At 63.6% G+C, this 20,944-nt stretch carries 20 protein-coding genes; 15 read left to right on the forward strand and 5 right to left on the reverse strand.

Features of this window, described 5'->3' with window-relative positions:
* Positions 1-3 precede the first annotated feature (3 nt).
* On the reverse strand, positions 4-621 hold the full coding sequence (locus CG716_RS16920) for a TetR/AcrR family transcriptional regulator (protein WP_094481638.1): 618 nt from the start codon (positions 619-621) through the stop codon (positions 4-6).
* Positions 622-808: 187 nt separating this feature from the next.
* Between CG716_RS16920 and CG716_RS16925 the strand changes: the two genes are divergently transcribed.
* From CG716_RS16925 to CG716_RS16945, 5 genes are all read left to right on the forward strand, one after another.
* On the forward strand, positions 809-1,972 hold the full coding sequence (locus CG716_RS16925; protein WP_165774183.1) for an NAD(P)H-dependent amine dehydrogenase family protein: 1,164 nt from the start codon (positions 809-811) through the stop codon (positions 1,970-1,972).
* A 379-nt stretch (positions 1,973-2,351) separates the two neighbouring features.
* Positions 2,352-3,293: an aldo/keto reductase gene (locus tag CG716_RS16930; RefSeq protein WP_094481642.1), complete on the forward strand. Its 942-nt coding sequence runs from the start codon at positions 2,352-2,354 to the stop codon at positions 3,291-3,293.
* 120 nt (positions 3,294-3,413) lie between these two features.
* Positions 3,414-4,157 (forward strand): SDR family NAD(P)-dependent oxidoreductase, encoded by a 744-nt coding sequence (locus CG716_RS16935; RefSeq protein ID WP_094481644.1) that lies wholly within the window; start codon positions 3,414-3,416, stop codon positions 4,155-4,157.
* Between the two features lie 51 nt (positions 4,158-4,208).
* On the forward strand, positions 4,209-5,075 hold the full coding sequence (locus CG716_RS16940) for an ABC transporter substrate-binding protein (protein WP_094481646.1): 867 nt from the start codon (positions 4,209-4,211) through the stop codon (positions 5,073-5,075).
* Entirely contained in the window at positions 5,072-6,619 is a 1,548-nt protein-coding gene (locus CG716_RS16945) for an FAD-dependent monooxygenase (protein WP_094481648.1), read from the forward strand. Before CG716_RS16940 ends, CG716_RS16945 begins: the two co-directional genes overlap by 4 nt.
* Positions 6,620-6,765: 146 nt before the next feature.
* On the opposite strand, the gene CG716_RS16950 is transcribed toward CG716_RS16945, so the two are convergent.
* From CG716_RS16950 to CG716_RS16960, 3 genes are all read right to left on the reverse strand, one after another.
* Positions 6,766-7,095, reverse strand: coding sequence for a hypothetical protein (locus CG716_RS16950; RefSeq protein ID WP_094481650.1), 330 nt, complete (start codon positions 7,093-7,095; stop codon positions 6,766-6,768).
* Between the two features lie 265 nt (positions 7,096-7,360).
* Complete coding sequence (locus tag CG716_RS16955) at positions 7,361-7,963, reverse strand: hypothetical protein (protein WP_094481652.1); 603 nt, start codon at positions 7,961-7,963, stop codon at positions 7,361-7,363.
* Positions 7,964-8,146: 183 nt separating this feature from the next.
* Complete coding sequence (locus tag CG716_RS16960) at positions 8,147-8,950, reverse strand: GAF and ANTAR domain-containing protein (RefSeq protein WP_094481654.1); 804 nt, start codon at positions 8,948-8,950, stop codon at positions 8,147-8,149.
* A 452-nt stretch (positions 8,951-9,402) separates the two neighbouring features.
* On the opposite strand from CG716_RS16960, the gene CG716_RS16965 reads away from it, so the two are divergent.
* The 4 genes from CG716_RS16965 to CG716_RS16975 all read left to right on the forward strand — a co-directional run bounded on the left by CG716_RS16965 (position 9,403) and on the right by CG716_RS16975 (position 12,211).
* Positions 9,403-10,242, forward strand: a complete 840-nt coding sequence (locus CG716_RS16965) for a slipin family protein (protein ID WP_420093201.1) — start codon at positions 9,403-9,405, stop codon at positions 10,240-10,242.
* 31 nt (positions 10,243-10,273) lie between these two features.
* On the forward strand, positions 10,274-10,483 hold the full coding sequence (locus CG716_RS31350; protein WP_165774184.1) for a class I fructose-bisphosphate aldolase: 210 nt from the start codon (positions 10,274-10,276) through the stop codon (positions 10,481-10,483).
* Between the two features lie 211 nt (positions 10,484-10,694).
* On the forward strand, positions 10,695-11,351 hold the full coding sequence (locus CG716_RS16970; protein WP_234817878.1) for a histidine phosphatase family protein: 657 nt from the start codon (positions 10,695-10,697) through the stop codon (positions 11,349-11,351).
* Positions 11,348-12,211 (forward strand): ADP-polyphosphate phosphotransferase, encoded by an 864-nt coding sequence (locus CG716_RS16975; RefSeq protein ID WP_094481658.1) that lies wholly within the window; start codon positions 11,348-11,350, stop codon positions 12,209-12,211. The genes CG716_RS16970 and CG716_RS16975 overlap by 4 nt, the downstream gene beginning before the upstream one ends.
* Before the next feature lie 54 nt (positions 12,212-12,265).
* Here CG716_RS16975 and CG716_RS16980 read toward each other — a convergent pair whose 3' ends face one another.
* Positions 12,266-13,156 (reverse strand): CHRD domain-containing protein, encoded by an 891-nt coding sequence (locus tag CG716_RS16980; RefSeq protein ID WP_133066961.1) that lies wholly within the window; start codon positions 13,154-13,156, stop codon positions 12,266-12,268.
* A gap of 437 nt (positions 13,157-13,593) precedes the next feature.
* On the opposite strand from CG716_RS16980, the gene CG716_RS16985 reads away from it, so the two are divergent.
* From CG716_RS16985 to CG716_RS17010, 6 genes are all read left to right on the forward strand, one after another.
* Positions 13,594-14,169: a universal stress protein gene (locus tag CG716_RS16985; protein ID WP_133066962.1), complete on the forward strand. Its 576-nt coding sequence runs from the start codon at positions 13,594-13,596 to the stop codon at positions 14,167-14,169.
* A gap of 124 nt (positions 14,170-14,293) precedes the next feature.
* Positions 14,294-15,322, forward strand: a complete 1,029-nt coding sequence (locus CG716_RS16990; RefSeq protein WP_234817879.1) for a glycosyltransferase family 4 protein — start codon at positions 14,294-14,296, stop codon at positions 15,320-15,322.
* Positions 15,319-17,013: an alpha-glucosidase gene (locus CG716_RS16995; protein WP_094481664.1), complete on the forward strand. Its 1,695-nt coding sequence runs from the start codon at positions 15,319-15,321 to the stop codon at positions 17,011-17,013. Before CG716_RS16990 ends, CG716_RS16995 begins: the two co-directional genes overlap by 4 nt.
* A gap of 220 nt (positions 17,014-17,233) precedes the next feature.
* A complete protein-coding gene (locus tag CG716_RS17000) occupies positions 17,234-18,367 on the forward strand; it encodes a glycosyltransferase (protein ID WP_094481666.1) in 1,134 nt (377 codons plus the stop codon).
* Positions 18,364-19,386 carry a glycosyltransferase gene (locus CG716_RS17005; protein ID WP_094481668.1) on the forward strand — a complete coding sequence of 341 codons (1,023 nt, stop codon included), beginning with the start codon at positions 18,364-18,366 and terminating at the stop codon, positions 19,384-19,386. Before CG716_RS17000 ends, CG716_RS17005 begins: the two co-directional genes overlap by 4 nt.
* A complete protein-coding gene (locus CG716_RS17010; RefSeq protein WP_094481670.1) occupies positions 19,383-20,885 on the forward strand; it encodes a glycoside hydrolase family 130 protein in 1,503 nt (500 codons plus the stop codon). Before CG716_RS17005 ends, CG716_RS17010 begins: the two co-directional genes overlap by 4 nt.
* Positions 20,886-20,944: the final 59 nt, after the last annotated feature.

Genomic DNA, 20,944 nt, shown 5'->3' on the forward strand with positions numbered 1-20,944 from the left:
CGCTCAGCCGCCGTGTGATTCGACATAGGCGGTGATCACGTCGATGAGCGCCCTGCGGTCTCGGGAGGAGTCCACGGGTTCCGGCCACACCATCTGTGCGACCACCAGGCCGCGCAACGTTGCCCAGATCAGGTTGCCGATCCGGCCGGCGTGCGGCGCGGACAGCCCCTCCCCGAGGTGGCGCCCAAGGCTGGTCAACGTGGACATCAGGTCGGTGAGGTGGGTGTTGGCGACGGCGTCGCGAAGGCCGCGGGTCGAGATCAGGATTTCCAGCGCAGCCATCGATGTCGGACTCGAGAATGCGTCCCAGATCGTATCGATGACGAACTCGGTTCGCGCTCGCACGTCGCCTGCCCGCACGGTCGGCGGTGGTAACTCGTCTAGGGCATCGAGCAGTTCGCCGAAACCCTTGTCCACCAACGCCATCAGCAAGCCGTCCAAATCGCCGAAGTGGTATTGGACGACACCCCAGGTCACACCGGCGCGTTCGGTGATGTGTCGGACGCTGGGTGGGGCAAATCCCTCGTCGAGGATGCAACGCACCGTCTCATCGATGACGGCAGCGCGGGTGCGGTCGGCCCGGGCTTGACTGCCGGTGGCCGGCCGACGAGGTGCGGTCATGAGATCGGAGTTACCGCAGCACGCCACGCACCGACACCTCTGCTGCTCCCTGTGCCGATCGCGACCTCGTCGTCGAGCACATCCATGGTCAACGTCCCTTGCCGTTCGATCGCGTCGCCCGATAAGCCTGTCGCAAAAAAATTACACGTGTAATCATTACAGGACAAGAGCGAGAGGAGTCGCAACGATGCGGCAGGAACCCTTGGATAACCCGGAGCAGTCGTACAAGGTCGTGGTGTGGGCGACCGGGAGGGTCGGACGATTGGCCATCCGCGCGGTGGCCGACCGACCGAACCTCGAACTCGTGGGTGTGTGGGTGCACTCAGAATCCAAGGATGGCAAGGATGCCGGCATCATTGCCGGCATCGATCCACTGGGCGTGGCTGCGACCCGCGATGCCGCGGCCATTCTGGCCGGCGACGCGGACTGCATCATCTACACGGGGCCCGCGACCAGCCGCCCTCGCGAAGCGATCACCGACTTCTGCCACATCCTGGAGTCGGGCAAGAACATTGTCACCACCTCCGTTCCCGGTCTGGTCTACCCGCGAGGATCCATCAAGGAGTCGACCGTGCAGCGCATCGTCGACTCGGCGATCAAGGGCGGCAGCTCGATCTATTCATCGGGCATCGAACCCGGATTCGGATGCGATCTGCTGGCTGTTGCGATGGCGTCGATGTCGAATCGGATCTACTCGATCCGAGGCTTGGAGATCACCGATTACTCGCGTGACAACACCGTGTACGAAATGCGGGAGCTGTTCGGCTTCGGTCAGCCGATGGACTATCAAGGCGGAATCATGATGCCCGGCGTGATCAGGTACGGCTGGGGCGCTGCGGTCACCATGGTCGCCGAAGCGCTCGGCGTACAGCTGGACGAGATACGCGAAACGTGCGAGTTCGCACCGTCACCGCGCAGACTCGAGACTCTCTCCGGGGTAATCGAACCTGGCACGGTCGCGGCGGTCTGGTTCCGCTGCATCGGCGTGATCGAGGGCCGGGAAGTAATCACGATCGAGCACGTCGATCGGATGGCAGAAGACGTAGCACCGGACTGGCCGAAGAGCCGTGCCGGCGGCATCGATGGCGTGTGGCGCGTGATTATCGAAGGTGAGCCCAGCTTCGACGCCGAATTCGAAACCGGCTTCAACTCCGATGAGGACTCCACCGATCACGGGCTGCTCGCGACCGGTATGCGTGCTATCAACGCCATTCCGTGGGTCTGTCACGCGGCACCGGGTCTCGTTGATGCACTGCACATCCCGCTAACGCCGGCGATCGGATCGCTGCGCCCACGCCGAGACGGAATCACCACGATCGAGGGTCACCACGACGCTCGGACAAAGGTCTAGGACAGCGTCCACACGTATGTAAGCAAACTCTTTGCCATATGCTCAAACAGTTGTGCAAACACACAAAGCAGCAGCGCTCCTACGGGATGAGGCATACGACAGCAAACCCCTGATCGTCTCCAGGGATCGGCTCACGATGCGCGGTCAGAACTAGCCGCGTGTCATGGGCGTCTGACTCCCGCTGTCGGGGTAGGCCGAGGCCTGTTGGAAGGCAGTTTGACCGGTTACCCTGTGTCCGCTCAAGTCAGTGTGGCTGCTCAAACATAGGGGCGATCACCCGGTGCGGGCGCCGATGAGGCCTGCCGTTCTGCGGCCCTCGTCACGCCGGTACACGCCCCTGAATGCGCTCAGTCGCGACCTACGGCGGGGGGTTTCGGCCATGGACACATCCACAGCGTTACGTCGTCAAACGATTCACCTTGCCCACGGCTCGGGGGCGATCCCGGTTGTCGGGTTCGGCACGTTGATTCCGGATTTGGCCGAGACCACGCAGGCGGTCAAAACCGCGCTGGGGGTGGGGTTCCGACATTTTGATTGCGCGGAACGCTACCGCAACGAAGAAGCGGTCGGTGCCGCATTGCACGACGCATTCCAGGCCGGGGCGGTTGCGCGGGCCGACGTATTCATCACCACGAAGTTGTGGAATACCAACCACCGCCCCGAGCGGGTTGGACCTGCGTTCGAGGCGAGCCGGCGTCGGCTGCAGATCGACTATGTCGATTGCTATTTGATCCATACCCCATTTGCATTTGCCCCTGGTGACGACCAGGACCCGAGAGATGCTCGCGGTGAGGTGATCTACGACGACGGGGTCACCCTGGTGCAAACGTGGCAGGCGTTGGAGCGCTTAGTCGACGACGGAGCCTGCCGGTCAATTGGCCTGTCGAATGTGTCGTTGGAGAAGCTGCGTGAGATCGTCTCCGCCGCAAGGATTTTGCCCGCGGTGGTGGAGGTCGAGTCCCATCCTTACCTACCCGAATGGGAACTGCTCGACTTCTGCCGCGATCATGGGATCGTACTGCTGGCATTCGCCCCGCTCGGGCACTCCATGGAACCAAAGCTGGTGGACGACCCGGTGATCACAGCGATTGCGGAGCGCGTGCACCTGTCGCCAGCCCAGGTACTGCTGTCCTGGGCCGCGCAGCGAGGCACTGCATTTCTCACCACTTCGACCAAACCCCAACGGATTCAAGAAAACTACGAGATTTCATTGCTGCCCGACGATGCTATGGACGACATCCGGTACCGCATCACCTCCGCCATCAGGTTCAACGCGGTAGTGAACAGCGGACAGCCTGGCTTCATCCCCCGCAAGGAATAACCCGAAGATGCAAGACGGAAGGGCAATCGTGGATTTTGCTAGCCGGGCCAACGTGAACAGTCGAAATATTGCGTCGCGCAGACTATTTCAGCGGATAGTCACTGATGGCGGGCACTCCCAGTGAGTCGCGTTGCGGTGATCACCGGCGCCAGCAGGGGGATCGGTGCGGCAACCGCACAGGTGCTTGCCCAGCAGGGCTTTCGGGTGGTCGTCAACTACCGATCGAGCGCTGAGGAGGCAGACGAAGTGGTCGCGGCGGTGAGCGCCAGCGGCGGGCAGGCTGTGGCGATCCGGGCCGACGTCACCGTACCCGGGGATGTCGCCGCGATGGTCGATGAAACCATTGGCAAGTGGGGCCGAGTCGATGTGCTGGTACACAACGCGTTGATACCGTACGACGTCACTTCGTTTGTCGATCTGCGCTGGGAGCAGCTTGGCGACAAGCTTGAACGTGAGCTTCGTGCAGCGTTCCTGGTGACAAAGGCGGTTGTGCCAGACATGATGTCGCGCAACTATGGTCGGCTCATATATTTGACGACGGTGTTGTCGCGCCAGCCCCGTCAAGGAATGATCACACTGGGTACGGCCAAGGCGGCGATGGACCAGTTTGTCCGGTACGTCGCTCTGGAACTGGCACCGCATGGCATCACCGCCAACCTCGTTTCGCCCGCCACGGTGGCCGACACCACGGCCAACGCACTGCTGGAAGCCACAGAGATACATCAACTCGGCGCAACCAATCCAATGGGCCGCCTTGTCCGTCCCGAGGAGGTGGCCAAGTCGGTGGCGTTCTTGGCCAGCGCGGACTCCGCGTTCACCACCGGTCATTGCCTCGAGGTCAACGGTGGCCTCGCCATGAATTGAGCCGTGGGTCTGGCCGCAGCTGGACTCATCAGTGGGAGAGGGGTTTTGGGCGTGGAGACGATTGATCTCGCCTATGTGGGGCGAGGTATCCACGAGGAGTTGGTCGCCTTTGTTGCCGACCAGGAGGGCTACTTCGCCGACGAGGGGATCCACGTCGCCATCCGCGACGGGGTGAGCTGGCCCGCGGAGCGTCTGCGCCACGGAGCGGTGATCGGCTTGGGCCGGGGACTGTTTTCGCGGCTGACCGACGGGATCGGTTGGACGGCTCTGAGTGTGAGCACCACGCACCCGCTGTTCTGGTTCCTCGGTAACGCCGACGTGGCGACCATGGCGGATCTTCGTGGCCGACGGCTAGCCGTCCACGCCCCGGACACCCCGCCCGGGGTGTTCGCTCGGATCGTGCTGCGCCAGTACGGCCTCGATCCTGACCGGGATCTGCAGTGTGTGGTGCGCCATCCCGGTGACTATCAGATGGATCTGCGGCGCCTTCGCGACGGCTCGATCGACGCGGCCTACGTCGGCAGCACACTCTCACCTGAGCAGGTCGCCGACGAGGAAGGTTTCCATGTGTTGGCCTGGGTTGGCGATCACTTCCAGATTCCCACTGTGGGTGTGGTCGTGGACCCTGCCCATATTCCGCTGGACAGCCCCGCGCTAGGCGCACTGGTACGGGCCAACCAGCGGGCGCTGCGGACTCTTGCCGCACAACCCAGCCGCGCTGTCGATTACGTCGCGTGGTTCCTCGATCGGCTCACCCGTGAGGAAGCCCAACGCTATTACGACCATTACATCGGACCGCACTTCATCGCCGAGCACGCCGTGAACCTCACCGTCGCACAACAGGCGATCGACGCGGTTGCCGCCGAATTGGGCGTCGCGCCGATCGCCCCCGACGATATCTACGGGCCGGCGGTATGAGCGTCGTGATCGCCGGAGCCGGCCCGAACGGTTTGATGCTGGCCAGCGAACTGGGATTGGCCGGAATCCGGCCGGTGGTCGTGGATCCCATGTCGGGGCCTGACCCGCAGCCACGGGTCAACCGCATCGTGGGTCAAGCTGCCCGCATCCTTGATCACCGGGGCCTCTACAGCGCACTCACCGGGACGACGGAGCCGCCAAAACCCGCTGCGCGGTCCATGTTCGCGGGCTTTCCGTTGGATTTGGCGGACGTGACCGGTTCTCAATTGTTTACGGTTCCCGTTCAACAGCGGGGATTGGTGCACTTGCTGGCCGAGCGGGCCGGCGGATACGGTGCGGATCTGCGGTGGGGTCACGCTGTGGCCGGGTTCGACCAGCACGACGGCGATATCACCGTGCACGTACTCGGCCCGGACGGTGCCTACGACGTAAGCGCGCAGTACCTTGTCGGTGCCGACGGCGGCACGAGCAAGACACGTCACCTGGCCGGCATCGACTTTCCTGGGATGTCGTCGTATGACTTGGTCATCCGGATCGGGTTTGATGTAGTGCCGCCGGACGCGTGGATCACTGCCGCCGGCGCCGGGACGGTCAGCGGCCTGCCACCCCTGCGGTTTTACCGAACGGAACACGGCGTTTTCAGCTACGGCGCGGTGGGTGACCGGGTGGCGGTGATGACTTACGAACTGAACAGCGCACCGAGCGATCAACGCAGCGGCGAAGCCGCCGACGAGCCCGCGATGAGCGTCGGCGAACTGGAGGCCAGCGCCACGCGGATACTGGGCACCGATGTTCCGTTGCGGCCTGTGTCTGCGGGTAGGCCACTGGATCTGCGTCGAATCCGCGGCATCAACTCCAGGATCGCGGCGCACTACCGCCTGGGCCGGGTCTTTTTGCTCGGTGATGCCGCCCACGTTCACTCGCCCATCGGTGGGCCGGGTCTCAATCTAGGTTTGCAGGACGCGGTGAACCTCGGCTGGAAGCTGGCGGCCGTCCTCGCTGGGTGCGTCGCGCCCGGGCTGCTCGACACCTATGAGACCGAGCGGCGCCCGGCCGCCGAACGAGTCATCATGCAGAGCCGCGCCCAACTCGCGCTGTTGCGGCCGGGACTTGAAATCGCGTCATTGCGTGATTTGTTCGGCGAACTGCTCACCGATTCCGACACAGTTCGTCGCCTCGGTGATCTGCTGTCCGGGGCGGACAACCGCTACGCACCTGGCGTAGGGCGGCACCCGCTGGTCGGGCGCTGGGTACCCGACTTCGCGGTGGCCACCGCGCGTGGATCACACCGGGTCGCTGAATTGGCTCGCGATGGTCGCCCACAGCTGGTCGATCTGACTGAGAACAGTGCCGTCGCAGACTCACTTGGCGAGATCGACGACCGGCTCACTGTCACCGCCGGATCACTCGTCGGTGCGCTGAGCGCAACTGCGGTGCTGATACGTCCTGATGGTTACGTGGCCTGGGCGTCGTCGGACGAGCACCCCGCGGCTGACGAATTGACTGACCTGCGTGACGTTCTGAAACAGTGGTTCGGTATCTGATCAATACGTGCCGGTCCTGATATCGGATCGGACCGTCGACAGGCTAGACGAACTGCTGTCGTGACGACATCTGAATCGACCGCGATGTGGAACAAAGGCCTCGAATGCGTTGGTGCTCTGGGGCCCGGCTCTTTGTCGGCGCGATGCTAAGTGGGCTCGCCCCACTGTCCGTCGCCGTGGTCGCGCTGGAGTGTGTCCGGGGTCGGTAGCCCCTTATCCGGCGCGAAACCAGCTTGCCTGAGCATCCGGCGCAGATCGACAATCATCTGCTCATCGATGTCTTTGCCTCGCGGAGCTTCGACAACCTCTGTTTCGGGCCCCAATGTCACGCTGAACTTCCCGTTATGTTCTTCGGTGACGGTTGCGATGCCTTCGAGGAGCGACAGGACCTGGCGCCACTCGATGTTGCCGCTGGCCGGGTGATGGAAGATCTTCTCGATCGTCTGGCGATGGTGACTGCTCACGTGACCGCTCATCGGCTGAACCTTTCGTTGTTGTCCCACATACTGATTGGTTTGCTACCGAGGTCGCTCACTGGGTTTGGAGGAGACACATCACGCTGGCGATCCGGGGAAGGATTGCGCAGGTGCCGGTTTCGGCATCTGCGTCGTGACTGCGGCGGTCATGGTGGTCCCGGGGTTGATCACGGACGTGTTCGGCCGTGAGCGACTGCTCGGTGAGAGGCGGCGGCGGACAGCCGCCCTCATGCCGGACTTGTTGAGCTTCCCAACATCGTTGACGCTACACCCCACGGCCGAGGTGCTCGTCGTCGTCGGCGGTGGTGATTGTGTCGAGGATCCGGCGTGCGGCGCTGTGTCGATCGGTTCGGCTCTTGTCTCCTTGGCTGTCGAGTTGCCACTCGGCTTGTTGTGGTGTGTAGCCGCGCCCGATGAGTACGCCGATGGCCTGATTGATGTCTGACACAGCTTGGAGTTGGCGTACGGCGTCGGGTTCTGGAGTGATGGTGAGGTGCTGGTCCAGCGCGAAGTCGGTTGTCGGCCGTCCGGTGAGCCAGGCCAGGTCGGCGGCGAGGTCGACAAAGGCGCCCGGTGCCGCCGCGTACAAGATGACTGCCACCGGATGGCCGTCGCCGGTTCCAGTGGTTGGCAGCAGCACCCGCAGCGAAGTGCGGATGTCGCGGTCGCTTGCCCCCAGGGCCAGGCTGGTGATGGTCAACGGGGAATCGGTCTGCGGGACAAGCACACTCAGGCCGAGATAGGTTGGGATGGCGCCGGCGGTCTCGAGTGCCAACTGCTGCACGCTGTCGGCGATGTCGGCGCTGGGGTCGTCTAGTGCCGCGGTGAGAATCTTCAAGCTGGCGGCCATCGCCGCAGTGGTCGTCACGAGTTGGTGCTCCGCTGGGCGCTCCCGAGCGCCGATCACGCGTGCCGAGGCCGAACAGGGCGAGTCGCCGCGCACGGTGGAGGGTCCGGGATTTCGGTCAGGACCGGCCCCGGGTTTGTGCCGCCGTTGTCAACGCTACGCGGGTCGGGCGTGTACCGACACCTCCGCCGCGGTGGTGCTGGCTCAGGTGGGGTTATGCCGGGCGCGGGCGCGGCGGACAGCCTCGTCGACGATGCGTTGCGCCACGTCCCCCAATTTGCGGTGCTCGGTCTGGCTGATCGACCGGAGCTGGGCGAACGCCTCCTCGGCGCTGCGCCCGGTGCGCCCGCGCAGGAGTCCGATAGCTTGATCGATGACCGGGCGCGTGGACAGCGCGGTCTGCAACTGCGCGGCCAGGGCCGTTGCCTTGGCCAGGATCTGGGCATTGTGCACGGCGACCGCTGCCGGTTTGGCGAACAGTTCTCCTAGTTCAGCGGCACGCTCGTCGAAGACATCTTTGTCGTGGGCATAGACGTTGATCGCCCCGACCACCTGGTCTTGCAGTAAGAGCGGTAACGACAGCGCGCTGTGTACGCCCAGCCTGCCTACCCGCGGGCCGAAGCGCGGCCACAGCTTTTCCCCTCCCAACGACCCAGACCGCACCGTTCGGCGCTCCAGCGCTGCGGTGATACAAGGTCCCTCGTTGAGCGCGACGTATTGAATTTCGTCGATTTCGGCGACGAACGGCGCACTTGCGGCGAGCGCTTCGATCATGTTGTCGACGCGGTCGACCCGTAGCAGGGTCACCCCGGCACCGTCGGCGCCCGGAATCGCATGAACTGCGAAGGCCGCGACCTCGGCCAGTAGCTCAGGCAGGCCGCGACCATCTGCGACCAGCCCCGCCAACTCGCCGATGGCGGCTTTCAGGTCGGCGGCATCGGCGCTGGCTTGCTCTGGGGTCACTAAGCCGATTGACGGGTTTTCGGTACCTTCGGTCAGTTCTGTCATCGCTATGCCACCTGGCTCGCTTTATCCCGCTCCGGGCCCCAAATACTGACGCGAACCAGACGGCAGACCCATGCGGCTCAACGGCCGCGACGTGGACTGCCAACCCAAGAGTACCAAGGCCATAGGCGCTGAGGACCCGGTGAAATCCATTCGTCGCGGTGCCCGACCGCGCGGCTGCGCCCCAAACGGGTGTAGCGTTGCGATTGCTGAGAATTTCAGCTGGTTCGGGATGAGTTCGGCTGTCCGCTGCAGAACTTGAGGAGCGTTGGCTCCGAGGCCCTTCGTGTGTCGGTGATCGTTTGCGTCAGGATCACTATGACTGTCCCCCAGAATTTCTCCATTCGATCGGCCCTGTTGCAGCAGCCCAGAACGACGACTCTCGCCGCCGATGATGTCGCGGCCAGTCCCCAGCGCGGCGCGCCGCGGGATGGCCTGCGATGAAGCTGCTCGGCATGGTGGTCGTTGTTGTCTGCATCCTTGTGCTGTTGGCCGTGGCGATGTCGGTGCGGATCGTGAAGCAGTATGAGGATGGGGTGTTGTTCCGGTTGGGCCGGGTGGTCGGGGAACGGGCGCCCGGGTTGCGGTTGATCATCCCCTTCGTGGATGTGTTGCATAGGATTTCGTTGCGGATCGTGACGATGCCGATCCAGTCCCAGGGCATCATTACCCGCGACAACGTCAGCGTTGATGTGTCGGCGGTGGCTTACTTCAAGGTGGTCGACGCGGTGAAGTCGGTGATCGCCATCGAGAACGTCCGCGCGGCGATCGACCAGATCGCGCAAACCACGTTGCGCAAGGTGGTGGGCCAGCACACGCTTGATGAAACCCTGTCTGAAACGGACAAGATCAACCTCGATATCCGCGCGATCCTGGATGTCACCACGATCGAGTGGGGCGTGCAGGTCACCCTGGTCGAGCTCAAGGACATTCAGCTGCCCGAGACGATGAAGCGGGCGATGGCGCGCCAGGCGGAAGCCGAGCGGGAGAAACGCGCGAAAATCATTGCTGCCGAGGGGGAATCGCTGGCGGCGGCCGCTTTGGGTGATGCCTCGGACACCATGATGGCCCACCCGCTCGCGTTGCAGCTACGCAATCTGCAGACCTTGGTCGAGCTTGGGGTGGATAAGAACACCACCGTCGTGTTCCCGGCGCCGTTGATGTCGACCATCGCCGAACTGGGAGCCTTCCTCGCCCGGGAGGGCGCCGCGGCAGTCGACCCCCAGCCGCAACCACCGATCCCTGTTCCCGCGCTGGCGTCCAACGGAACCCCGACTGCCGGGGACCGGCCATGATCGCCGGGGTGATCCTCATCGCGGTAATCGGGTGGAGTTGCTGGTTGATGCACCGCGCCGGGCGTTCGTCCCAGGGGACGACTCCCACGGCCGAGCCACCCAGCAGCCGGCATTAACCATCTGGGATGGCAGGGACGCGAATATGATTGGCGCACAGAGTGCTTTCGCCCGCGGGGCGCAGAACAATCGAGACGCCCGCCGCGGTCAGTACGCGCCCGCCGCCGTCCCGGCTCCCGCATGACGGCTAGCCAGGAACCCGCACCGGCCATGGTTGTCTCCGCATCAGCCCACGATCTTCCGCACATGCCCAGCACCCCCGCGGATCACCTCTTCCACGACAGCGCTGACTGCCCTTTCGGTGCGGAGAGGGTCGCGCCCTACGGCGACTACCTAGTCCCGCTGTACCCCCGCCGATGCAACTGGTGTAACGAGCACAACCAGCTGACGCCGTCGTGAAACTGGTTATTATCCGCCACGGCGGCACCGAATGGACGATGTCCGGACGCTACACCGGCACTACGGATCTGGCTCTGACACCCCACGGGCGCAGGCAGGCCACATCACTGGTGCCGCTGCTCGAACGCCTGCTGGCCGGCCAGGATTGCCTGGTGTTCTCCAGCCCTCGCCGGCGCGCCTCCGCGACCGCCGCCCTCGCTCTGCCAGGATGGTCGGTCACGGTGGATCCGCTTGTCGCGGAATATGACTACGGCGACTACGAGGGCATGACCGTTCGTCAGATCCGCCTGGAGGCGCCTGGCTGGGACATCTGGCGTGACGGCTGCCCCCACGGCGAATCAACCCAGACGGTCGGCGCGCGGGCGGACGCCTTCCTCGCTGCGCACGCGCTCCACGGCAGTGAGACGCTCGTCGTTGTCACGCACGGGCACTTCTCCCGCATCCTGGCCGCACGTGCGTTGGGACTGCCCGCCGAGAGCGGGCGCCTGCTCGCCAGCACCACCGCCTCGATCGCGGTGATCGAGGACTACCACGGCGAACGCTGCATCGGACGATGGAACGTCGACCCGGAGCTCCTCGGCGACGGGGGCGGCCAGACTGAATCCGCCGAGAACACCTGGCCCACCGGACAGCGCAGCAAGGAGCGACTATGACGATCGACTCGACGCATTTTCGGGTGGCGGCCGGTCCCCACGTTGACCTCGCCGACGCGCCGACAGCGGTGACAGCCCTGTACAAGTCGCACAAGAACTATAAGAAGCAGCTGACGAAACACGTCAAGAAACTGGCCGCACTGCAGCAACTGCACTACGCGTCCGACCAGTGGGCGCTGCTGGTGATCTTTCAAGGCATGGATGCCGCCGGCAAAGACGGCGCGATCCGCCACGTGATGTCGGGGGTGAATCCTCAAGGCTGCCAGGTCTTCAGCTTCAAACAACCCACTGATCAGGACCTCGAGCATGACTTTCTGTGGCGCACCACCTGCAACCTGCCCGAACGTGGACGGATCGGCATCTTCAACCGCTCCTACTACGAGGATGTCCTCATTGCCCGCGTCCACCCCGACATCCTGCACGGACACGGGTTGCCCGATCAGCTCATCGATCTGAAGAGCCTGTGGAAGCAGCGTTATCAGTCGATCCGCGACCTCGAGACCCACCTGCACCGCAATGGCACTCAGGTCGTCAAGATTTTCCTGCACCTGTCGAAAGACGAACAGGCGCGACGGTTCCGTGCCCGCATCGACGCACCCGAGAAGAACTGGAAGTTCAGTCTCGCCGACATCCACGAGCGGTCCTTCTGGGCTACTTACCAGCAGGTGTATGGCGAGTGCCTGCACGCAACCAGCACCGAGCAGGCGCCCTGGTACATCGTGCCGGCTGATGACAAAGACAACGCCCGCCTCATCGTCTCGCAGATCGTCCTCGACACCCTCGACAGCCTCAAGATGGCCTACCCCGAAACCACCCCCGAACGGCACCAGGAGTTGGAGTCGTTCCGCAGCCAGCTCTGATCCGTTCTCAAGGAGGCTGTACAGCTTGTGCAACGCGCCTCGCGGTGCCGTCGTCTACTTACTGATGTTGCCGCAGACGATGGGCTGGAAGTAGAGGGTGGGCTGCCCGTTTTGTTCGATCTGGCTGGCCGATCCGAGGTGAACGTTGATGTACCAGCCCGAGACCGGTGGAGCTTGATCGACGTTCTGGATGAGGGTGTTCGCTGCAGCGCTACCATTCGGCGAGGCCAGCAGATCGGTGAGTGGATATTTGACGGCACCCTGAGAGTCGCACGAGCCGAGATGGATATGTACTGCGTGGCCGCTGCCGGGGACGAGACCGCTCACGGTGGCGGACACGGACAATGTTTTCTTCGCCGGATCGTAGGTCAGCGTCGCCGAACCCTGTGGATGCTGGCCGGGCTGTGGCAGCGGCGCCATAGTCAGTGTCGTCGACGCGGCAGGGGTGATGTCGGCACACGAGATGGGCGTGTATCCAAGTGAATCTGGGCTGCCGAGTTGGTCGGCCGGAGCCAGATGGATGTTGAGTAGCGTGCCAGCGGCAAGCCCGGACGCGGAGGGTTGCGAGCTGACGACGGTGGTGTGGATCGCTCCAACGTTGTCGGCGGTCACATCGGGAAATGGCACCAAGACGTTCCCCTGAGCTTCGCAGCTGCCCTGATGGATGTGCATCGCGTGACTGCTGCCCGGGGTAAACCCGGACATCTGCAGCTTGGCGGTGACGTTCTTGGTCTGCGGGTCCCAGCTCAGTGACACCGTGCCGGACGGCTGGCTGGTGAGCGACACGCTGATCGGCGGCCCGGCAGCCACCGCGGAGGCGGGTGCAGTCGAGGTCGAGGTCGAGGATGGGGTGGAACTGGAGCTGCAGGAGGCGACGGTCGCGGTGGCAGTGGTGACCACAGCGATGACCCGTACCGATTTCGACACCCATGTGATGGCTTTCATGACCCTGCTCCCATGTTGGACTGGCGCCGCCGAGGGGAAGGATGGTGTCCATTGTTCGAGCGTGCGCTCAGAAGTGCTATCCAGCAACATGTTTCGCTTACTGATTCCGGTTTGGGATCGTCGGTAAATGGGGGAATGAGGGAAGTGCGCATGATGCCTCGACCGCGGCGGGTGGAACATCGGCATGTGCGGCTCGAGCGAAAGCTCCTCGAATTCGGCGGCGGACGGCCAAACTCGTTCCGGACTGGCTGTAAGGACTCAGCAACAGGGAACGCTACGCCGTTATGAAGCCGCCCGCTAGATCTTCCAGCCGATGCGAACAGGCAGGAAGGGGCGAGATGTCCCCAAGGGCTAACTAAAAACGCACGACATAATTGGCCGTTACCGTGCATGCGCGTTCCCGGTACCCAACTGTGCCGGCAGCGCATACTGAGCACATGACCCTTACTGGACAATCAAATTCGGAGTCGCTGCCTGTTACCGAAGGGCCCCATGAGAGCGGACGGCTCGTGGTCGGCGTCGATGCTTCGCAGGGGTCGTTGGAGGCGCTCCTGTGGGCATTCGGAGATGCCAGGGCCCGCCAGATCCCCATCCATGCAATCCTTGCTTGGCAGTATCACCCACCGTGGGTCGATCCGGGAATGGGCAGCATGTTCCCGTTGGGGTATCAGCCAGAAGGCGGCGTACCCGAGGACGCGTTCGCGAAAACGTCTACCGCTGTGGACAATCTGCTGGACGCAGCCATCCGTAGAGCCACCGCAGCCGACCCGGACAGCGCGACCGATCCTGTCGCGATCACGCAGGAGACGGTGGAAGGACACCCCGCGCAAGTGCTGCTCGAAAGTGTTGGCACATGCGACATCATGGTGGTCGGCTCACATGGACACGGGGGCTTCGTCGGGGCGGTACTCGGTTCTATCAGCCAACATGTGGTGTCCCATGCCCGGTGTCCGGTCGTCGTCGTCCCCGCCCCCAGCGGTCAACGAAGAACTGAGCGGTCGCGCGAGTGCTGACTCGCCCCGCGCGGCTCGGTGCGATGATCCGCCGCGGTTCGACGGCTCGGATCCGTGTACATACGTTGGCGCGGCCTTGGCGCCCGCGAAGCCTGAAGGCATCCACATTCCATATCGGCGCCCGGTGACCGGTCCGATACGAATCGCCGTGCTCGCGCCCATCGCGTGGCGCACACCGCCCCGGCACTACGGGCCTTGGGAACAGTTCGCGTCGTTGCTCACCGAGGGACTGGTGGCCGCTGGGCATCATGTAACGCTTTTTGCCACCCAAGATTCCATCACGACGGCCAACCTGCACGCGGTCGTGCCATGCGGCTGGTCGGAGGATGCGACGATCGACGCGAAAGTCGCCGAGTGCTTGCATATCGCGTCGGTGTTCGAACGTGCTGGTGAGTTCGACATCATCCACAACGGTTTCGACTTCTTGCCACTCACCTACAGCGACCTAGTCTCGACTCCGGTCGTTACCACGATCCACGGGTTTTCATCCGAACGGATCGTTCCCGTCTACGAGCGCTACGACAGGACAACCGCTTACGTGTCGATCAGCGACACTGATCGACACCCGGATCTGCAGTACGCCGCCACCATTCACCACGGGATCGACATCGACGGGTTCGCGGTCCATCCTGACCCCGGCGACCATCTGTTGTTCTTCGGACGGATCCACCCCGATAAAGGCACCGCGCATGCAATCGAGGTCGCGCGCAGGTGTGGTCGCCGGCTCGTCATCGCCGGGATCATCCAGGATGCAAACTACTTTCGTACCGAAGTCGAGCCACACGTCGACGGTGAGCAGGTGCGCTATGTCGGCGCCGTTGACGCCGCTATGCGTGCCGAGGTACTCGGTGGTGCGCACGCGCTGCTGCACTTGATCGATTTCGACGAGCCCTTCGGTTACAGCGTCGTAGAGGCGATGGCCTGTGGTACACCCGTCATCGCCTACGCGAGAGGGTCGATGCAAGAGCTCATCGAGCACGGTGTGACCGGCTTTCTGGTCGGGGACGTCGAATCAGCGCTCGCCGCAGTCGATTCCGCTGGTGAGCTCAAACGGCACGAGATTGCCTCGCTCGCCGCCGAGCGATTTTCGGTCAGCTCCATGATCGACAATTACGTCACCGTCTACCGCCAGATCCTCGGCAATCGGAGATGACGCCGCAGGACGCTACGTGGTGGAAGTCTGCCGTCGTCTACCAGATCTATCCGCGCAGCTTCGCCGATTCGAATGGCGACGGGTTCGGCGACCTGGGTGGCATCATCGAGCGGCTCGGCTATCTACAGGCGCTGGGGGTTGATGTCATCTGGTTGTCACCGATCTACCCTTCACCTCAGGCCGACAACGGCTATGACGTCAGCGACTACCGCGACATCGACCCACTGTTCGGCACGCTTGCTGAATTCGATGTGCTCCTAGCAGAAATCCACGAACGCGGGATGAAGCTGGTGATGGACCTTGTGGTCAATCACACTTCCGACGAGCACCCGTGGTTCATCGAGTCACGCTCGTCTCGGCATAATCCGAAGAGGGACTGGTACATCTGGCGCGACTCTCGTGCGGCTGCCGAACCCAACAACTGGGGCTCGTTCTTCTCCGGACCGGCGTGGACGTGGGATCAGGTGACCGGGCAGTACTACCTGCACCTGTTCGACCGTAAGCAACCGGACTTGAACTGGGAGAATCCTGCGGTACGAAAGGCCATGCAGGACATCATGGTTTGGTGGCTCGACCGTGGCGTCGACGGCTTCCGAATGGATGTCGTCAATTTCATCTCCAAAGCCCGGGGGCTTCCAGACGCGCCCACGATCCCGGGGCATCAGTTCGTTATCGCCGTGGACGAGTTCGTCGACGGGCCGCACGTGCACGAGTACCTGGCCGAGACGACTCGCGAGGTGTTCGGGAGCCGCGACGGACAGTTCATCACGGTGGGGGAGATGCCGGGGGTAACTCCTGATCAAGCACGCTTGTATACCGATCCGGCTCGGGGCGAGCTCAACATGGTTTTTCAATTCGAGCACGTGTCCGTGGATCAGAGCCCGGCGAACAAGTTCGAGTACCTGGGACTCGACTTGGTTGTCCTCAAGGAATCGCTTTACCGATGGCAGGGCGCATTGGCCGACATCGGCTGGAATAGTTTGTATTGGGAAAACCACGACCAGCCTCGCGTCGTTTCCCGGTTCGGCGATGACGATCCGGATTACTGGGCCGCCTCGGCGAAAGCGCTGGCAACGATTCTGCACGGCATGCGCGGCACACCGTTCGTCTATCAAGGCGAAGAACTCGGAATGACGAACTACCCGTTCAGCAGTGCGCGAGACCATCAGGATCTCGAGGCGGTGAATTACTACACGAGTGTGGTCGAACTGAGCGGCGACGAGATTGCTGCCCTGGCCGGCTTGGGAGCGATGAGCCGCGACAACGCCCGCACACCGATGCAATGGGGCCCGGGACACAACGCAGGATTCACATCCGGCGAACCGTGGATGCCGGTCAACCCTAATCACACCTGGCTTAATGCGGAATCACAGTTCACTGCACCAGATTCCGTATTCGCCCATTACCAAGAGCTCATTCGCCTTCGTCATGAACTGCCGATCCTCGTGCACGGGGACTTGACGCCGCTGATGGCGGCGGACCCGCAGATCTGGGCGTACAGCAGACGCGCGCCGGAGAGCGCAATCCTGGTGATCGCCAACTGCGGTCGCGAGCCCAGAGCCGTCGATGTCGGCGCCGAGTGGATCGGCGCCGGCCTGTTGCTGGGCAACCTCCCCGACACTCCGGGCGCGCTGACCTCGACGTCCTTACAGTTGGCAGGCTGGGATGCGCGCATCTACGCCGCCGGCTGATCAGCGGTTCATTCTCGAGCGGCTCGCGGTCGACCACGACTTTCACCCGGTATGGGTGTAGCGTGAGAGGAGTTGGTAACCCCAGCCAGTCTGGATTGGCTCAGCTTCTGACGCTGATCTGCCCGAGCAACCGCTCACGCCGGACGCACCGTATTACCGCTTAGTCGGGACAATTTTGAACTCGTTATCGTTGTTACCGCAGTTGTTTTCTCCCCGTAGAGTGCACCGCTTTTCCCGCATTCCGAGTTTCGGGATCCTCGGCACCCACCCACCGACACCGTGCGGGATCGCGACGTTCAGCGCTGCGCTCTCCGACGGACTGGAAGCCAAGGGCGCCAGCGTCACTGTGGTGCGGGTGGCCGACGAGTTTCCTTCTGCGCGAATCAACGTCATCGGTGAACTCGTGAATGGTTCCCCCAAGTCAGTCGCGGCATGCTCGGAACTGCTGAACCAGAACGACATTGCAGTCATTCAGCACGAATACGGCATCTACGGTGGGCTGGATGGCGAAGAAGTCGTCCAAATAATGGCCGGTTTGCACGTCCCGTCGATCGTCATCGCTCATACGGTCCTCAAAGATCCGACGCCGCATCAGCGTTCGGTACTCGAAGCGGTCGCGGAGAGCGCAGACCAAGTGGTGGTCATGTCTGAGGCGGCCAGGCTCCGACTGGGCCTCAGCTACGCGATCGACCGCAACAAGGTGGTCACCATCCCACATGGCGCGACGGTGCCCCACAGCGCCACCCAGAGGCGTCCGAGGCGACCCATCATTTTGACCTGGGGCCTCTTGGGCCCTGGTAAGGGCATCGAGCGGGTGATCGACGCGATGGCGTCGCTCAAGGACCTGCCAGGTCAGCCGCGGTATCTGATCGCCGGCCGAACCCACCCGAAGGTGCTCGCCGCCGAGGGCGAGGCGTATCGCGAATCCCTCATAGAGCAAGCGCGGTGCCTCGGCATCGCCGCCTCGGTGTCTTTCGATCCGGTCTACCGGAGCGCTGCCGATGTGATCGCGCTCGTCCAGTCCGCCGCCGTCGTCGTACTTCCGTACGACTCCAGGGACCAAGTGACCTCCGGTGTGCTGGTCGACTCCGTCGCAAGCGGACGACCGATCGTCGCCACTGCCTTTCCGCACGCGATCGAAATGCTTGGTAGCGGTGCGGGCACCGTTGTCTCTCACGACGATCCCGATGCACTGGTCAGTGCCCTGCGCCGACTGTTGACCGATCCCCGTATCGCAGGCTCGATGGCCGCGGAATCTCGGGAGCTGGCCCCGACGGTGGCCTGGCCTGTCGTCGCCAATACCTATGTCGCACTGGCCCAACGGCTGGTCGGCGCACGATTGGCACTGACATGACCGGCACTGTGCCCACGCCGTCGTTCGCTCACCTGTTGCGGATGACGGACCACCAAGCCACATTCGAGCACGCCCTCCTGACCGAACCCCGTCGCGATCACGGTTACTGCACTGATGACATGGCCAGGGTTCTCGTGGTCACAACCCGCGAGCCTGAGTCGCCCGGCCCCGTGAACGGTCTCGCAGGCAAGGCCCTGCAGTTCCTCAACGATGCGCAGTCCTATAGCGGCGCCTGCCGCAACCGGATGGACAAAGCAGGACGTTGGCTCGATCAACCTACGGTGGAGGATCATTGGGGCCGGTGCATCTGGGGGCTCGGCACCGCCGCCGCCAACAGCGACGTGAGCCTGGTGCGCAAGCTGGCTGTGATTCAGTTCGAGCGCGCCGCCAAGGCCAGATCGCAGTGGCCGCGGGCCATGGCATTCGCCGCAGTCGGAGCCGCCGAGGTCCTCAGTGTCGAGCCACGTAATGTCTTGGCGCGCAAGCTGCTGGTCGACTATGCCTGTACCGTCGCCAGAGGCAACGGTGACGCCGACTGGCCATGGCCGGAACCACGACTTACCTATGCGAACGCGATTCTCCCTGAGGCGATGATCGCGACGGGCGTCGCGCTCGGCGACGCGGGTCTGCGGCAGTGTGGGTTGGATCTGTTGGAGTGGCTGCTCGCCTACGAGACAGCCGACGGCCACCTTTCACCTACCCCCGTAGCGGGGCGTGGGCCGGGAGACCCCCGTCCTGCGTTCGACCAGCAGCCGATCGAAGTGTCCACCCTGGCCGACGCCTGTGCGCGCGCAGCAACCATCGATGCGCGGTCGCTCTGGACCGAGGGGATCCGCTCCGCCGCAGCCTGGTTCGACGGCGCCAATGATGGGGGACAACCAATGTGGGATCCGGCGACCGGTGGTGGCTTCGACGGTCTGCATGCAGACGGTGTGAACCTCAACCAAGGCACCGAATCGACACTGGCGGTCATCTCGACCTTGCAGCGCGCACGCCGCTTCTCGCCTGCTCTGCAATGACGTCTACCCGAACCGACTTCGTCACACGCAGTGCGCAGCGGGTCGCCGCTGACTCGGCGCGGGTGATCACTCGGCTCTTCGTCCCAGGCCAGGAGGGTTTCGAGCTGCAGGAGTCTCGAGCGGGGGTTGTGCTCGCGCGCATCCTCGCTCTCGCCGACGACGACGTCCAATCGTCCCTGGATGATGTCATGACTCGCTTCGACAGCCGTCACCGTGACCTCGCGGGCACTTTCCGTCGGCACGCCCGCGAACTCGCCGACCGATTGGATCCCGACGGCGAGATTTCTGATGCCCGGATGTTGTTGCTTGGTGCGGCATTCACCAACGAGTACGCCATCGAAGGGGCTGCGCTGTGCAACCCCAGTATCGTGGCCCACCACGATCAAACGGGTATCCCGACGGGAAGCCTGCGATTCGTGCTCAGCGTCAGGGGAATTGGCGAAGGACACCGGTCCTCTATCGGGTTCCGCACCGGCATCGTCGACGCGACGGGCCGCGCCACGATCGACGACCCGTCCCCCTTCGTCACGACCGGACGCATCGGACCCACGCTCCTCGACAAGGCCATATTCCGTGGTGAGCTCGACCGGCACGCGCACGTCGGCGAGGCCACCGACTACGTGCTCAACGCACTCGGTGACCGCTTCACCAGGTCCGACCTCGACGGGCGGCTCAACGATCTGAGTGCCAACCTCAACACGCGCGGCCACGCGCAGGACGCGATCGCCTTGATACGGAGCATCGCCGGACGCTCTTACTCCATCGAATTCAGCGACCAAGTACCACTTTCCGAGCGCGTCCTGTGGCCTGCGATGGCGGCCGAGCAGGCCGGCATCGAGGACGCACGCTTCGTTCGTTTCGTCGAGGCCGACAGCTCGGTGACCTACTACGCCACCTACACGGCCTACGACGGATCCCACATCAGTCAACAGCTACTGGAGACCAAGGACTTCCAGAGCTTCACCTCGTCGCCGCTGGTCGGGCGTGCCGCGGCAAACAAGGGACTGGCGTTGTTTCCCCGCCGGATCCGCGGGAAGTACGTCGCGATGTCACGATCCGACCGCGAGACCAACACCGTGGCCTTCGCCGATCACCTGTCGGTCTGGCCGAATGCATCGCCCTGCCAGCAGCCGACCGAGGTGTGGGAGGCCTTGCAGCTCGGAAATTGCGGCCCGCCAATCGAAACCGACGCGGGGTGGCTGGTGCTGACTCACGGGGTCGGGCCGATGCGGACTTACAGCATCGGGGCGATACTGCTCGACCTCGACGACCCAACCCGGGTGATCGGTCGGCTGCGACGGCCGCTCCTGACCCCCACGCCCGACGAGCAGAACGGCTACGTCCCCAACGTCGTCTACTCGTGCGGCGCGCTCGCGCACGCTGACACCCTGGTACTCCCGTACGGGATCGCAGACGGTGCCATCGGGATCGCTACCGTGCCGCTGCCTGAGTTGCTAGATGCACTCGGCCCGTCCCGGTCGCCAGCGCAGGCGGGCTGAGACGGCCGGCCAGGCGGGCAGTCTTTGACTATTCGGTCTCGGGGTTTCTTGCATTCATC

Origin of the sequence: Mycolicibacterium sphagni, assembly GCF_002250655.1 — a bacterium.
Taxonomy (GTDB): domain Bacteria; phylum Actinomycetota; class Actinomycetes; order Mycobacteriales; family Mycobacteriaceae; genus Mycobacterium; species Mycobacterium sphagni.